Below are 16,167 nucleotides of genomic sequence, written 5' to 3' on the forward strand. Positions count from 1 at the left end.
GTTGTTCCGCTCGTGCCAGGTGACGGCGGACGACTATGAAGTCCGACATATGCAAGTGGCGGGTGCCACAATTTTTGGATTTTTAATTCGACATGGTCAGTGGTTCCTTGGGAGTGTCTTCGTTGGTGAGCGTTGAGGGAGTGGCCGCCTCGCGGTGATTCGTCGTGACGTTTCGACAAGGATGTTGATTAAACGACTATTCGAGGTGTGAACGCAATTGAACTTCTCGTAGATCCGCACTCGGCGGACTGCGTTCCCTCAGTGGTCCTTACACGGTTCAACCATCATTGATCGGTGGTGTGATTCCGCGCTGGATGCAGCTTGCCTGGAGGCTTCTTTGACTGGAGGCGTCATTGAGCAGCAAGCTACCTTCCGTCGGTGTGGCACATTCTTTAGGGCGACGTGTCTGAACCCTCTGCCGATTCGCTGCAGCGAATGGCTCCTATTGCGAAGGTCCAGTGTCAACTTGTCTCGGTACTCACACACTCGGGTAGGTCTTCTCCTTGATCGATCGTCTCGGCGAGTCTCGCGGGGGCTCCCCGTCGGCTCGTGATTGGTCTTTGTGGTTGTTGGTGGAACGGGACATGGTGGGTTTGAAAGCGAGGAGGTCCGATTCGTTACGCCGGCATCAAGTTGCCAGTCAGCCGGTACTGGTTGTCCTCGTCGCTCGGTGATTGATAAAGCGAGCAGGGCTGATTCGTTACGCCGATGTCAAACGCATCAGTCACGCGATACTAGCTTTCCTGCTCGCCGTGGCTTGGAACGCGACTTCGTCGCTGACTTGACGGGAGTGGACTTTTTCTTCGGTTTGGTCGCTTGTGGCGTCGCCTTTTCAGTTCGGCTTGAAGGGTTCGATGACGGACGCGTCTTCTTGTTCGTTGGCTTGGCCTTAGAGGTTTGTTTCGCATCTTTGGCTTGACGGGCCTCACGGCGCAGTCGGGCTTTACGTTGGTCGCTGTTCTCCTTGGGTTTCATGTTGAGCAGGGACTCCTTCAGCTTGTCTGGCATTTCGCCATACGACTCGGTGACCTCGACCATCCGTTTCGGTTCCCAGTCCTTTTCGTCACGCAGCATCGCCCAAGCGATCACGGCGATCTTGCGTGCCAGTGCGATTCCGGCCTTCTTTTTGCGGGTCTTTTGTTTGCCGCAGATTCGTTCGTAGATGCCTTTGGCCCATGGATTGTATCGCAGCGATGCCCACGCACACTCGACAAGGATGGTTCTTGCCAGCGGGTTGCCGCGTTTGGTGATCCGGCCGTTGCGATCGGTCTCGCCGGATTGATACTGACGTGGCACGAGCCCGAAGTAGGCGGACACTTGGCGTCCATTTTTGAATCGATGGGGGGCGTCGATACAGGCGACGAGGATCTCTGCGGTCCGCGGTCCGACACCTGGAATCGTGCGCAGGCGCTTGATGCGTTCATCGTTCTTGCCGAGTTCTTCGAGCCTCTTGACGATCGTGTCGAGTTGCTCGGTCAGTGAGTCGAGGATGGTCAACTCGATGTCGAGCTGGCCTTTCCAGAGTTCATCGGGAGTGCAGTCTTGGATCCCTTTGCGGAACGAATCGATGCGTTTTCGTCCGGTGTGCCAGGCCTTGTCTCCTTTGTCGATTTCGATCCCATGGTTGACGAACCACGCGCGAATGGTGTTCTTGGTTTTGTTGATTCGGCCGTCGAGCGTCTTTCGATACTTGACCAGTGATCGGAATTCTCGGTGCTCGGGCGAAGGCATGTGGACGGACTTGAGTTCCCCCATGGCAGCCATACGGGCCAGCTTCAAGGCGTCGTCCTTGTCGGTCTTTCGTTTGACGTTTGCCCAACGCCAGGCTTCTTCATTGGTCGAACAGACGAGTGTGTTTCGCTCGAAGGACTGCGCCAGATCGTTGATCCATCCGGAAGGCCCGCAAGATTCCATGACGACCAGATCGGCCAGCCGGCCTTCGTTTTGGAAGACACTCTGCAGGTGTTCGCGTTTGGTAGGCGTCGTGAGGAACGTTTTCTTTCGAGTTTTTGAATCGTAAACGCAACAAACAGAGTTGAATTTGCCGAGATCAAGGGCGAGAATTTTCATGGTTACTGTGTCCTTGGTTTTGGTGGGTGGAGCGAATGTGACTGGCAGTCGCAAGCTGCCAGAATCACGGGTCCGAGTCGCCAGTTTACAAACAAATGACTCCCGCCCACCAAGCCTCGGACTTACATGGATTCTTTCGGCGAAGTAAGACATGAAGCTTTCGGGACTGAGCAACCAACACAAGAATCTTGATGGACTTCTTGAGCGCTTTCCCGAGTCGCACGAGCGGGACTGCGAACTCTATCTTGTGCCAACCGTAGGACGCCTACTTCGTCATCTTTTGACGATTGACGGACCTGATTTGTGGGTTGGATCAAGCATGTCGCTACTGAATTTCGTTGCACGTGACACAACGTACGACACTGACGATGTTCCTCCACTCGCCTACGCGTACACATCTGGCGCTATCTACCGCATCGAGTACCCGGCCCCGCGCGAGTTGAACGTCCCCGGAGATGCCAAGATCGGCTTTATGGACGAAGATATTGAGCGTGCGGGAGAGCATCTCTTGCAGGCAATCGAACACTCTGACGCTAACCCGAACCGCATTACTGCATCATGGAATTGGTATGTCTGTCCGGACTGTGACTACCATCACGCCCATTACCTGTCGAATTGTATTCGTTGTCACTATCGCTTTCCAAGTGAAGTCAAGTGCCAGGTATTGGGCATTTTTCGACAACCAGAGTTTCCGGAGGGTGCGGTAGCGCCGAACCATGCCGTGCACCGAAGGACGGGAGCCGGCCTTTAGAGAATGGATAATCAATCGTCCGTCCTCGGTGACGGCTACCGTTCGCCGACTGAACACTAATGACACCGACGCTCCAGCATTTCATCGACGAACTGGCTGCTCAAGGTGTTGATGATCCGGGGTGGCGCCTGGAACTGGACGAAAGACCACATCTCGTGCTTGATCCGTTAGACAATGTCGTTGGTCCGCTCGAGGTCTGGGACGACACTTGTGAGCTGACGCTGGTATTTGGCAAATGCTACCACTGTCATTTCGATGGATGCGAATCTGACCTATTGGCAAGCGCGACTGATGAACAGCGTCTTGCAGCAGCTGCATCCCTAACTGCCGAATACGTTGCACGAATTCTTGATTCCCGAATCGGTGTTGCGGTACACTATCGTGGCGATACTTGCATCGGCGCAGCCCTTATTTATCTCGATGACGATGGTGTGGATGCATCGCAATTAGCCGAATCGACCATTGGGCTGTACGGTGGTAATATCCGTACAGAACGGTTTCTTTGGTCGGGACCGGTACCCGCCCCGCAAAATCAAAACGGCGGCGAACCATGAAATGCACGGGAGAACGGGTGGTCCGTTTTCTCGTCTGCTTGCAGGTCGTTCGCCCGCTCCCCGTGATTTCTAACGTTCTTCTGCTATAGATCGCATGCAGCGTTTTACGAAACCACGACTCTTGATTACCGCGTTCGGTTTGCTTTGCCTTATCGGCTACATGTTCGTATGGCCAGAATGCTACTTGCGCCTTGCTCCGATTGAAACGAACATCAGAAAGCCAACGCCAGACTATGTTGGGTCTCACCGTTTCACCTATTGTAAAGGGATTTACGGCATCACCGAATTCGGAGACATACGTCTTGCTGTTCGTGGTTGCTGGTTTACCGGGAGTTCATCAAGCAGTGAGATCGTCCTAACGAATGTCAAGAACGGCGCATGGACTGGTGGAAGCACAGGAGTAGGGAAACGAAGATTCACAACGTCTCAGGTAGATGGAGGTACGGCTTGCACTTTCGCTGGACTATCGTTTGAGATCGTTGATGGCATGTTGAGAATAAACGATTCGACAATTCCTGCGTATGATGGTGATCGGTTGGTCATCATCAACATGTCAGGCGAAGTTGAATCGATCAGCAAAATTTGACGTATGCACGGTCGCACAGAAGAACCAAGAATATCGGGATAGGGGTCCGGATCGCTCCGGAACCCCTCCCACACCACCGGACATGCGGGTCCGCATCCGGCGGTTGAGTACGAGTTTTAAATCTCCACGTTGCCGTGAAGACTTGGGGCCATTGAATCACGACCAGCGCCGCAACTGGCTGACCGCCATACGGCGATTTGTCTCCGAAGAGACAACAGCACGAGCTACCCACGATACGTACTTGCTCGTTCCCTTCGGGCCTTCGCGGGCCACAAGGGTCCGCTACGATGCCCTCTGCTGACTTCCAGTCGGCACCGAGTAACTTTCGAATGCACGGCCCTGGCTTTCGGGCAAGCCCTACTCCCAGGTACGCCAACTGGATCTCCCCAGATAAGAACGCGATCTGTCCCTGCCCAAGCTCCCCATTTACCTACGCCCAGAGTTTTTCAAGGCATCCGCCGGGCTTCCGGTTCGGCTTCGCGGTCAGCAGCCCGCTGGAACGCCTTGGGTCGCTCTGCGACGGGCCTGGAGTCGTCGGCCTCGTATGAGGTTTCTGTTCGTAACAAACGCAGGTCTTGGCGAGAATGTGGCTGAAACGTTGTGTCGAGGACCTTTGCGCGATTCAGTTTTCGTCGAAACGCGCGATCCAAGACCAATAGCCAGCTTTACGAGCACATTCGCAGGCTTCCTCTCCACGGTCTGTTGCCTCGCCGCAGTTGCCCTCGCCTCGTACTGTCTTTCGTTAGAATTTCATTTGGTATACTGACTCCAAGAAAGAAACCGGAACTAAGTACAGGGGACTTTCACCCCACAAGATCACGCCCATGTTGGGCGTACTGCACGCGGAGCACGGCTTGCGAGGTTTCACAAATAGAAAGTCGTCTCTCCGTGCCCGGTGACGGCTGCCGTTCTGTCATTGATTTTGTTGGGCATCGCCAATGGTCTTTGTAGATCCAAACGATCCGGAGTCAGTCGAACAAGCGAGCGAGATACTCCAATCACAAATCCATGTGTTGGTGGACTCTCTGAAACGCGCGATTTACGCGTCTTGGCTTCGGCTGAAAGATGTCAATGCTGTTGAAACCATGTATCAACGCATCTTTACTCGCGCAATTGACGATTTTCGAGGTGATCCAGACGAATACATGCAAAGCCTGGAGATGGAAACTAAAAACGCTACTGACCAATCGATGGCAGATCCTGCGGTAGGCAAACGGGCAAGAGAGCAACAGATACGGATTATCTTGTACCTCATTTGGATGGGACTACCGCCCGAACGACGGAACCTCGACGAACTCAACATTGATATTCAGAAGATCTTGGATAGCGCCATGTATGACGTACGCGGAGACGCATTCGGGCTCAACAACTAACTCCACCAACAGTCTGGCCAGAATCTGGGAAGACAGAAGACAGAACCAGTAAGGATTTGACTTCGCGAGCTTGCGAGCCGAAGTTCAAGTCCTCTGTTCAAGAAGCCCGATAACGCTCGCTCGGCCGCCTAAATCTCTCTTGGATTTTGCTTCGATGGCCCGGGCTCGTTCAAGACGTATCTGCCAGGTGCGATGCTCTTCGGCGGTTGCCATGCTGGTCTCGATACGGTGAGCCGGCGGCAGCGGATGTGCGTTTTGCCTGCCAAGGTGCGCTTCGGCACCACGTCTGCGCGAATTTGAACGCGATCAGCGCAGAGCGTCTCTGTTCGCCTCCCCGATGACGTTTGATTTTGTGTCTCCGATTTCCGTTGAACGTTCAATTGGCTCTCCTTTGAAACGCCGCCGGTGGAGGTCCACGAGGAAGTGGCATCGGGTCGAAGCTGACCGTCACCACACGCAGGTCACCACCACAGTGGGCACAGCGAGGCTCGCTGACGAGACGTTCCGGTTGTGGAGCATGCCCGCTGGCCAACCAGTACACCCAGCCCAGATGCATCCACACAAGGAGTTGCAGTTCATCCAGGCGGATCGCCGAATTGCTGCTCATCCAGCCATAGTGCCGCACTTTCTGGAATCCGCTGGGGAGAATGTGCTGCGCGAATCCCTCGACGAACTTGACACCTTTAACGTTCCGCTCGATCGTCCGCTTGGCCTTTGTGGGCGTGACGGTGTACGAGACCGAACTGTCGGTGACCGAGACGATCCGTTTGTCGCTGATCGCGACTCGATGGATGTAGGGCGCGAGGTAACGCAATGAGCCCCACGCATTTCCGACCGCTTCGATGTCCACCACGAAGTTCTTCTTCCACGCTTCGCGCGGCACCGAATCGTAAAGTCCACAGCGGCGAAGCTCGTCAGCCAACTTCGCTTTGTAGACCCGAACCAGGGTGCCGTGGCGAAACAGGAAGCCTTGCGGTGTGCTCTGCCAGCCGATCGCCGCGCCCTCCTCATCGACCTTCACTCCACCGCCGGTGATGATGTAGTGAATGTGCGGATGATAGACGAGCGGATCTCGCCCCCAAGTGTGCAGAACGCCGAAGTAACCGAGCTTGCATCCTTTCAGTGCTTTGGTTGCGGCACCGACGTCCCGAATGCTCTGTGCCGAAGCATCAAAGAGCGAACGATAGCCTTCACGTTGGTTCGCGCGCAGCACCAAGCCGACTTCACGGGGAACCGTGAAGGTGACGAAGAAGTGATGAACCGGTAGCAACCGCTTCTGATGCTTCTCGATCCAACGTTGCGACTTCTCGTGACCACAGGTGGCGCAGTGACGATTTCCGCAGCTCCGTCCCGTCCAATGCGTTTGGCCGCAGCCGTCGCATCGATACAGGACTCCGCCAAGGGCACCGGTTCGGCAAAACGGCAACAACGAGATCACGCGTGCAACCTGATACAGTGACTCGGGGAGCGGGTCGGGAAGCTTGGCGAGGTATGCCGGTCCATGCTTGGCGATGGCTTCGGCCAGCGTGGACACGTTTCGGCGACCGGTTTACTTCAGTCGTGCGGGACAGCCGAGCGCATCGGGATCATCGTCGTCCCCCGGCAACTTTCCGAACAGTCCGTCGATCGCTCCCCGCGCATTGGCCTCCGCATCTTCGGTCAGATGTAGATAAACGAGGGTCGTCTGCAGCGAGGAGTGCCCCATGTATTTCTGGATGACCTTCAGCCCAACTCCGGCTTCGAGCAGATGCGTTGCGTAAGAATGTCGCAACGTGTGGATCGTGATTTTCTTGCCGAAGTTGAGCTTCTTGGCGATCTGCTTCATCGCACCTTGGACGGTGGTTTCCGACATCGGACGCTCGGCCTTGCTCTTGCCATGGATGTCGAAGCAGTACCCGGGCGAAACGGCGGGGAAGATCCACGTGTCGTGATGATGGGTCAGCCAATAGGCACGCAGCAACTTCAGAGTTGATTCTGGCAGCGGGACGTAACGATCCTTTGCCCCTTTGCCGCGGTGGATGTGGGCAAAGCCGCGTTGGCTTTGCAGATCCGTCGTCTGCAGATGAAGCGCTTCGTTCAGCCTTAAGCCCATCGAATAAGCGGTCCAGAAATACGCGTAAATCCGCAAGGTGTTCGCCTGACCGATCAACTCGTGGGTTTGGCTGATGGTCAGGACTTCCGGCAGTGCGGTGATGTTTTGCAGTTTGAGCATGGAAAAGATGTCCCAGTCTCGCTTGCAGGTGCGGGTAAAAAAGAACTTCACTCCCGAGAGGGCGACACGCAGTGAACCGTAGGCGAAACCTCGGTCGTTCTTGAGGTGCAAGAAGAATTGGCGAACATGGTTCTCAGTGACTTGGTCGGGGGAGCACTTGGCGAAATCGGAGAGTTGCAGGTCTTCGCTGAGTTTTTGACGAAGATCCTCGGGAAAGTAGGCCCCCAGAGCAGCAGACTTTTGCGAATTGCGGCGACGATTGTTAGACTTGGACATCGAAAGTTCCTTGTGGAAGGAGTGTGTGAAGCGGTTCACCGTGAACCGCTCCTTCCATCAAGGTCTCATACCCACCAAAATCCCGCCGCGAAGCGGCTTACTTGAACAAAGGGTTGCACACGGAGCCGCGGGCCGCGCGGGTCTTGGAATCAATGCCGTTCGCCGCGGCCCGGTGAACCCAAACGTTCTGCCAATGAAATTTGTTCAATGCGTCAACTGAGAATCAGCGCCTATATCTGTGCTTGCTTTGGATTTTTGACTCTGGGGTGTCAGCGGAACGTCACCATCACCAACCCAGACGGAGAGGCTGCAAGCCTTGGGACGTTTTGGATGGCACCCATGCAGATAATGCAATGGGCCATTCCGTTGACGTATTTCGTTTTTGCTGTGGCTGCATTGATCGCTCTGTTTCGGTACAAATCCATAGCTTCACTTCTCCTGAGCATTGCCTTCGTATCTATTCTTACTGGCACCATTGGAAGCATTGCCGCCGAGTATCCGATGAGAGGTGCTACGATCGACGATATTAATTCTGGGGCTGCTCACCCAATTGTGTGGCTTCTGAATCTTTCAAACTCGTTGGTCGCAGCGGGTTACTCTATATCTGTATTGGGCGGACTTGCAGCTTTACGACAAGTAACGCATCAACAGCGAATCGAGAATAGGGCAGAACCATGGGTATCGGGATAGGGACCCGGATTGCTCCGGGTTCCCTCCCACACCACCTAGCATGCGGGTCCGCACTAGGCGGTTCGCCGTTTCGGAGCAAGCCCGCTCCATCTTTCTTCAAGCGTGAATAAGCCTTGAGATTGCAGCCAGGCGTTCGTCATGGCTCGCTGAACGCCAGACGTCATCGAGAGACGCCAGGGACCCTTGCCCGAGTGGGCCGGAGGGTAGGCTTCATCGTAGGAGACTCCAAGAGCTTGCAACTTCTTCAATCGGGTGCGGGGTAAGCGCCAATTGCTCCAGTAACACGCTCGGACGCGTCGCCGAAGCCACTTGTCCAGAGTGAGCGTTGTACTCTTGCGTTGCTCCAATACGAAGTAATCGATCCAACCGCGAAGGTAAAGGCGAAGTTCGCGAAACCGCTGACGCATCGAAATGCCGCGGTTGCGGGTCAAAATTTCTTTCGCCCGTTGTTTGAACTTCTTGAGACTCTTCGGGCTCACTCGGATCTGGCCGCCGAAACCATGGAATTGGTAGCCGAGGAACTCGACACCGGCGGTTCGGCAGACACGACTTTTGTCGCGATTGACGACCAGTTTCAGTGTCCCAGTGAGATAACGTTCCATGTCCACGCACCAGCGGAAGCCGCTGCGAATCGTTTGCTGGATCTGCTTTGCAGCTCCATGTGCGGATCGCTTGGGTCGAAATCCGAAACTCGATTCGGAGAATCCGGGGTCGAAAATCGGGGTCAAGACTTGCAGGATGGACTGTTGTATCAAGCGGTCGATCACGTTTGGGATACCGAGATCTCGCGTGCCGCCATCCGGTTTGGGAATCGACTTGCGCCGGGAGGGTCCCGGACGATAAGTTCCTTCCAAGAGTTGTCGGCGAACTTCTGGCCAATGGTGCCGGAAGGTCTCGAAGAAATCGTCAAGGGTGATGCCATCGGGACCAGGGGCCCCTTTGTTGGCTTTGACGTTCTTCCAAGCGCGCTCAATGTTAGCGTCGTCGACAACTGCTTCTATCAGAGAAAATAGAGAAAGGTCCAAGGCTGACTTCTCCGTGGCCGCCGAAGCCGCAAGGCTCGACTGAGTTTTATGCGCGGCATCTCCAGGGACAGCGTCACTGGGACACGATGCGTTGGGATTCTTCGAGGTCACGGGTGGTTCGTTCCTTGTAAAATGACGTTCGGCCCTTCGCCCGACCGTTGGAATGCGGCCGTTGGCTACTATGGCTTTTGCTGACTTCTCAGAGTACGGAATACGTTACCGCATCCGCCCCACCTTTCGGGCAAGCCCTACTCGCGGGTACACGCCCCGGCGGATGCCGCTGAAGGCTCCTGAGATCTCCCCAAATAAGCGATCGTGATCTGTCCCTGCCCAAGCTCCCCATTTACCTACGCCCAGAGTTTTTTCAAGGCATCCGCCGGGCTTCCGGTTCGGCTTCGCGGTCAGCAGCCCGCTGGAACGCCTTGGGTCGCTCTGCGACGGGCCTGGAGTCGTCGGCCTCATATGAGGTTTCTGTTCGTAACCTGGCAGGTCTTGGCGAGAATGTGGTCAACGGCGTGGTTCAGGTTGACACTTACGCACACATCCCTAGGCTTCCTCTCCACGGTCTGTTGCCTCGCCGCAGTTGCCCTCGCCTCGTACTGTCTTTCGTTAGAATTTCATTTGGTATACTGACTCCAAAAAAGAAACCGGAACTAAGTACAGGGGACTTTCACCCCATAAGATCACGCCCATGTTGGGCGTACTGCACCACAGTCGGCGAGTCAAGTTTGTATTTGGGTTCAGGTCCATCGCGCCGACGCGGTGACCACCGCCGTTCGTCGTAAGCTATTCGGGCGCATACATGGCTTGGCCACGCAATCTACTCGAACTCCGAATTGGCACGGTTGGTCTTTCCGATGACCAGGAAGTTGCGATTCGCAAGATCTGCAACAGACTGGCGGCCAACCCGATGCTTGTCGACCACCTAGCAATTAAAGGCGGTAGCGCTGAAGCGATGTTCGTGACATTTCTCTTTGCCACAAGCGAGCCCAATGATCTTTGGGGAGACTTGCAAGTTCAGCTCTTCGGACACTCCGAGTTTGGTGATCGTGTCAAGAGTCGGTCCAGTGCACGCTGGATGGGCAATCGTTTTCAAGACTATGTGTGGATCCATCGCGACTCAGAGCCCTGCAGTGAAGAACGTAGCGGTCTCGACAATCGGATTCTCTGCCCCGAGTGCGATGAGTACTACTCTTTTTTTACGGGCAATGACCCGAACAAATGCCCGTACTGTGGGAAAGCAGACGATTCTCACGGGTGAAACCTTGCGTGTGGAGGTAATCGCACGTAGGCAAAGCTCGACGGCGTGTGCGCGGAATGGCGTGACCTTGATCGACTTGCTTCCTGCCGCTGACCAACCGAATGCTCCGGTCGAATCGGCAGGAGACCGATCGTCGCTGATGGCGGATCTACCGAACGCTGTCGCGACAAGAAGATAGCGGCGTCTATCGCCGACCTCGGAAGAGTCGGGTCTACATGTCGACATGCTATGCCAGAGACGGGCGCTTCGATCGCGGGCCTGTCAGGAATTTTGTGTTTGCCAGCAATAACTGTAAGCTGACCCAAACACCTTCTCCTGCAGGAGCCCCTTCCCATGGATTCCAAGACGAAAGAGCAAGTCGAACAACTTGCTGCTGAATTTGCTCGCAATGCTTCGAGCATCGGTGAATTGAACGCATTGGTCAAGACAATGATGAAGTCGGGCATCGAAACGATGCTCAACTCCGAACTCGATCACCATCTCGATCAAGAACAATCCGAACCGGCCTCCGGCAGCACGCCTTCCAAAGAAAAACGAAACAACTGTCGCAACGGACATTCTTCAAAGAAGCTCAAGGGTGACTTTGGGGAACTGGAGATCGAAACACCTCGGGATCGAGACTCGACGTTTGAGCCGAAGATCATTGAAAAGCACCGGCGTCGCATTGATGGATTCGATGACAAAATCCTGGCCCTCTACGCAAAAGGATTGACCACCCGCGACATCCAGCAGATCGTCAAAGACCTCTACGGCGTGGATGTTTCACCAACGCTGATCGCTAGCGTCACCGAGGACCTGGAAGCCGAGCTAAAGACTTGGCAGTCGAGGCGTCTCGATCCGGTGTGTCCGATCGTCTATTTCGATGGGATCGTCGTCAACGTTCGGGGTGCATCGGCCAAGGTCAGCCCCCACACGATTTACGTTGCTTTGGGAATCAATCTGGATGGTAAGAAAGAGCTCTTGGGCCTCTGGATCGCTGAAACCGAGGGGGCGAAATTCTGGTTGAACTGCTTAACCGACCTGAAAAACCGCGGACTTTCCGACATCTTCGTATGCTGTGTCGACGGCCTTGCCGGGTTCCCCGAAGCCATTCGAGCCGCCTTTCCACAAGCTCGAATTCAGCTTTGCTTGGTGCACCTGGTTCGCGCCGCCCTTCGCTACGTCTCGCATGAAGACAGCAAGGCAGTCGCAGGTGATCTAAAATCAATCTACCGCGCATCGACAACCGAAGAGGCTGAAAGCGAACTGGAGCGGTTCTCGGAGAAATGGGACAAGAAGTATCCGACGATCTCGCGGCAGTGGCGAAATAAGTGGACGGACATCATCACACTGTTTGACTTCCCGCCCGAGATTCGTAAGGTGATCTACACGACCAACGCAATCGAGTCGGTCAACAGCACGATTCGCAAGTTTACTAAGAACCGCAAGATCTACCCGAGCCAGGACTCAGCAACCAAGTTGATCTATATGGCGATCATGGAGGCATCCAAACGCTGGACCCGCCCGATCAAGTATTGGAAGCAAGCACTCAACCACTTTGCAATCCTCTTTGAGGACCGCCTACCGCCGAGCCACCGATACTAAACAACTGAACCGGTGACACAAAGTTTTGGACAGGCCCCGATCGCCACTTAATGACAACCTTTGGGGCAGGTCGTTCTCTTCGATACAATACGACGAACCAATAAGAATTTGACATCGCGTGAATGACGAGCGGTGTCTCTGTCTTTTCTCTGTTTGAATCTGAAAGGCAGCATCCACTCCAGCGGACGAGCCGATGCTCAAATTCTCTGTTCAAGAAGGCCGGAGTCGGCGAAAAACCCGATTGGGTTTTGCTTTGATTGGCATGGCAGTTCACAGGCCATGCCTGGGCTTCGGTGGCTCATGAAACGCCAAGAATGCGATGCGATGACTTTCGCAACCAACGTAGACGGCGAGAAGATCGCTGTCGGGTGAGGTTTGGGATGGTCTCCGGGCGTGTTGTTGCTGGCCCCGCGCAGACCGGTTGCCCAATGACGGCTGGCGACATTTGTTGAGTTCAAGCTCACCCGTTTTGCAACGTGTGATCAACCCCAGCACCTTGCGGTGATGGGGAGGCATGTGAAACTCTTCATGCGAAAGGTCCGGCAGGCGTCGATCATTTGAAAGACCTGTCGTTGAGTGATCACCTCGGGCAACGCATTGCCGTAGTTGATCTTGGTTTGGTCGAGGACCTTCCATTTTCGCGGACAGGTGGTGCGGTAGAAGAACTTGATCCCTGAGAGCGTGACGCTTTGGGACCCCGACGCGACTTCCTGGTCGATGATCTGATGCAGCAGATAAGATCGCAGGTCATTCTCAGTGATCTTGGCCGGCGATTTTTGATGGAAATCGGCGAGTTTACGGACCTCGCGAACGTATCCTTAGACGGTTCGCTTGGCCTTCCCGGCCAACTGCAGGTCTTCGACCATTTTGTCGAACCATTTTCCTTTGAAATGCTGCGAGGTCTTGGGTAGATTGTCATACGTCGGCATGGCATGCTCCTTTGTGTGAGAGACAAAAGATCCAGCATGCTTTGCCGACGTCATTTTTTCAAAACTTTCGAGGGATCTACGCCGCGCAGCGGCTTTTTGTCGTGGCGAGTTCATCGTGTATACTAAAGGCACGGAGGATCAAACATGTCACTCGAATCTATGCTGTCAGCGCTGACGCCCAACGAAAAACTTGCCGCGATGGACATTCTTTGGAGAGATCTCTCTGCGACACCATCTCAAATCTCATCGCCCGATTGGCATGGGGACGTTCTGGCAAATCGAATTAACAATCCATCGTCGGAACCGCGAATGGAGATTGATGCCGCATTTGCCGACGTCAGGGAACGGCTAGATGCGGGTCGAGCTAAGGACTGAGGCTAGAATTGACCTCGTTAATGGGGCTGAATTGTAAGACAACGTCTCTCACGGGCTGGGCGAGCGTTTCCTCGATTGCGTGCGTGAAGATTTAGCATTGTTAGATTCCACGGCTGGCATTCACGAGTTGTACCGAGGGTTTCATCGTGCGTTGGTGAAACGCTTCCCGTTTGCAGTTTACTATTTGGTATCGTCCGATGTGGTGGATGTGGTCGCCGTACTTGATTGCCGCGTCGACCCCAAATCAACCGATGAAAGGCTTGGACGAACCATGTGAATCGGGATAGGGGTCCGGATCGCTCCGGAACCCCTCCCACACCACCGGACATGCGGGTCCGCATCCGGCGGCCCGAGCACGAGTGTTAAACCTCCACGTTGCCGTGAAGACTCGGGGCCATTGAATCACGACCAGCGCCGCAACTGGTTGACCGCCAATACGGCGATTTGTCTCCGAAGAGACAACAGCACGAGCTACCCACGATACGTACTTGCTCGTTCCCTTCGGGCCTTCGCGGGCCACAAGGGTCCGCTACGATGCCCTCTGCTGACTTCCAGTCGGCACCGAGTCACTTTCGAATGCACGGCCCTGGCTTTCGGGCAAGCCCTACTCCCAGGTACGCCAACTGGATCTCCCCAGATAAGAACGCGATCTGTCCCTGCCCAAGCTCCCCATTTACCTACGCCCAGAGTTTTTCAAGGCATCCGCCTGGCTTCCGGTTCGGCTTCGCGGTCAGCAGCCAGCTGGAACGCTTTGGGTCGCTCTGCGACGGGCCTGGAGTCGTCGGCCTCGTATGAGGTTTCTGTTCGTAACAACCGCAGGTCTTGGCGAGAATGTGGCTGAAACGTTGTGTCGAGGACCTTTGCGCGATTCAGTTTTCGTCGAAGCGCGCGATCCAAGATCAATAGCCAGCTTTACGAGCACATTCGCAGGCTTCCTCTCCACGGTCTGTTGCCTCGCCGCAGTTGCCCTCGCCTCGTACTGTCTTTCGTTAGAATTTCATTTGGTATACCGACTCCAAGAAAGAAACCGGAACTAAGTACAGGGGACTTTCACCCCACAAGATCACGCCCATGCTGGGCGTACTGCATCGGAGCGACATCGCTGTCTTTGCTGAGTTCATCGTTCTTGGTTGTCGCCCGATGACCGCTATCGTTCACGCTCTCGTCTGCTTGAAACGGGTTCCGAGATTAGCGTTCATTCGCGTGGATTAGCGGTTCGTGTTTCCGGCGTTTTGGCACCGCTAATGAACACCGATGAACGCTAATGCCATTACCCGAGCTTGCGCCCACCGGGATCCATCAGACCTCTGTTTCCTGTTATTCGCTCCTGAAGTCACGATTCGACAGGTGCGCTGACGTACTTGCCGGAAGGGCCTCACGCAAAGTCGCCAAGCCGCAAAGATTTGAACCCGCTCCTTTGCGGCTTGGCGTCTTTGCGTGACTCTTGTCTCACTTGGTGCGCGGCCGTCTCGGTTGAATGAAGACAAACCGACGTCTGTTGATATCAACGCCGACAACCGACGCCTGAAAAGCCGACTGCTGATTGGGAGACACGATTTCCCTCGGCGATTCCAATCGAGTACATTGGCCGCCAGCGATGATTGCTCAAACTGTCGTCGTGGCCGATCCGCGTGAACCATGTGGTGCACCGCAGTCGGCGAGTCGAGTTTGTATTTGAATTCCGGTCGATCGCGCCGACGCGGTGACCACCGCCGTTATCCCGGTTGAGTTTTGGTGTTTTGATGAACGATTACGTTGAACCAATTGCGAGCTATTTCGGCGAGGCATTTGATTCGATCCCATACGTACGCCAGTACTTTGAGCTCTTACAATCGGATCGTTTGAGCGGCGACCGCGTCACCGAAGTAGATTTGCTTGACCCTGTGGACAGTGTCGACATGACCGAGGAGTTCGACTACCACCCACTTTTTGAGTCTCCTGAGAAACTACAATTGCTCGTCCTCGATGACGCAAACACGAGCAATCATCACTGCTTAGCTGCGGATCTTCCATATCCAGGCTGCGTGATCTACCTTCCGCACGATGATTCTGAACGAATCGTCTTTCGAAACCTGATCGAGTTTTACAAAGCCGCCGAAACTGCAATTGCCACCGAATTGCCAATTACAGACTTTCACCGAACTGCTGCACCATCTAGCCCGGACCAAACTAGATTGCGTGATGCGATCTCAGCAGCTTTACATGATGGGGACGGACCAGCTCTTCATCTGCTTCTGCAAGCCTACGACTTACACGATGATTCACTGGTGTCGCGGATGATGGATGCTGAGGACTTCTGCCTGCGAGAGACGATCGCAGAACGCATAGCTTCACATCCGAGAGCAACGTTGCTTCACCATGCGCAACGGTGCGCAGATGATCCGCATCCGAACGTCTGGCGGCCTGGAGTCAAGGCTCTTGCGGCCGTGAAATCGATTCTTTGAAGAGTAGAAATTGGGAGAACCAGCGGATGCACGTGAG

At 54.8% G+C, this 16,167-nt stretch carries 11 protein-coding genes and 1 pseudogene; 7 read left to right on the plus strand and 5 right to left on the minus strand.

The features are described from left to right. Positions 1-720 precede the first annotated feature (720 nt). Positions 721-2,070: an IS110 family RNA-guided transposase gene (locus TBK1r_RS37375; RefSeq protein WP_419580540.1), complete on the minus strand. Its 1,350-nt coding sequence runs from the start codon at positions 2,068-2,070 to the stop codon at positions 721-723. A gap of 151 nt (positions 2,071-2,221) precedes the next feature. On the opposite strand from TBK1r_RS37375, the gene TBK1r_RS37380 reads away from it, so the two are divergent. From TBK1r_RS37380 to TBK1r_RS37390, 3 genes are all read left to right on the plus strand, one after another. Further along, entirely contained in the window at positions 2,222-2,821 is a 600-nt protein-coding gene (locus tag TBK1r_RS37380; RefSeq protein WP_145221501.1) for a hypothetical protein, read from the plus strand. Positions 2,822-2,880: 59 nt separating this feature from the next. Continuing rightward, a complete protein-coding gene (locus TBK1r_RS37385) occupies positions 2,881-3,375 on the plus strand; it encodes a hypothetical protein (protein ID WP_145221504.1) in 495 nt (164 codons plus the stop codon). Positions 3,376-4,899: 1,524 nt separating this feature from the next. Then, the gene (locus TBK1r_RS37390; RefSeq protein ID WP_145221507.1) at positions 4,900-5,334 is read left to right on the plus strand and encodes a hypothetical protein; all 435 of its coding nucleotides are present in this window, start codon (positions 4,900-4,902) and stop codon (positions 5,332-5,334) included. 376 nt (positions 5,335-5,710) lie between these two features. On the opposite strand, the gene TBK1r_RS37395 is transcribed toward TBK1r_RS37390, so the two are convergent. Then, on the minus strand, positions 5,711-6,868 hold the full coding sequence (locus TBK1r_RS37395; RefSeq protein ID WP_145221510.1) for an IS91 family transposase: 1,158 nt from the start codon (positions 6,866-6,868) through the stop codon (positions 5,711-5,713). A gap of 15 nt (positions 6,869-6,883) precedes the next feature. Further along, complete coding sequence (locus TBK1r_RS37400; protein ID WP_145221513.1) at positions 6,884-7,822, minus strand: site-specific integrase; 939 nt, start codon at positions 7,820-7,822, stop codon at positions 6,884-6,886. A 207-nt stretch (positions 7,823-8,029) separates the two neighbouring features. Between TBK1r_RS37400 and TBK1r_RS37405 the strand changes: the two genes are divergently transcribed. Beyond that, on the plus strand, positions 8,030-8,512 hold the full coding sequence (locus tag TBK1r_RS37405; RefSeq protein ID WP_145221516.1) for a hypothetical protein: 483 nt from the start codon (positions 8,030-8,032) through the stop codon (positions 8,510-8,512). A gap of 53 nt (positions 8,513-8,565) precedes the next feature. Here the strand turns inward: TBK1r_RS37405 and TBK1r_RS37410 are convergent, their stop codons facing one another. Further along, the gene (locus tag TBK1r_RS37410; protein ID WP_419580773.1) at positions 8,566-9,279 is read right to left on the minus strand and encodes a group II intron maturase-specific domain-containing protein; all 714 of its coding nucleotides are present in this window, start codon (positions 9,277-9,279) and stop codon (positions 8,566-8,568) included. 1,852 nt (positions 9,280-11,131) lie between these two features. Here TBK1r_RS37410 and TBK1r_RS37415 point away from each other — a divergent pair. Continuing rightward, a complete protein-coding gene (locus TBK1r_RS37415) occupies positions 11,132-12,382 on the plus strand; it encodes an IS256 family transposase (RefSeq protein WP_145207413.1) in 1,251 nt (416 codons plus the stop codon). Between the two features lie 482 nt (positions 12,383-12,864). Here the strand turns inward: TBK1r_RS37415 and TBK1r_RS37420 are convergent. Then, positions 12,865-13,185, minus strand: a pseudogene (locus TBK1r_RS37420) (phage integrase N-terminal SAM-like domain-containing protein); the annotation flags it as partial. A 285-nt stretch (positions 13,186-13,470) separates the two neighbouring features. Here TBK1r_RS37420 and TBK1r_RS37425 point away from each other — a divergent pair. After that, positions 13,471-13,686: an addiction module protein gene (locus TBK1r_RS37425; RefSeq protein ID WP_419581620.1), complete on the plus strand. Its 216-nt coding sequence runs from the start codon at positions 13,471-13,473 to the stop codon at positions 13,684-13,686. Between the two features lie 1,742 nt (positions 13,687-15,428). Continuing rightward, positions 15,429-16,130 carry a hypothetical protein gene (locus TBK1r_RS37435; RefSeq protein WP_145221524.1) on the plus strand — a complete coding sequence of 234 codons (702 nt, stop codon included), beginning with the start codon at positions 15,429-15,431 and terminating at the stop codon, positions 16,128-16,130. Positions 16,131-16,167: the final 37 nt, after the last annotated feature.

This window comes from Stieleria magnilauensis (assembly GCA_007753675.1).
In the GTDB taxonomy this organism is placed as follows: Bacteria; Planctomycetota; Planctomycetia; order Pirellulales; family Pirellulaceae; genus Stieleria; species Stieleria magnilauensis.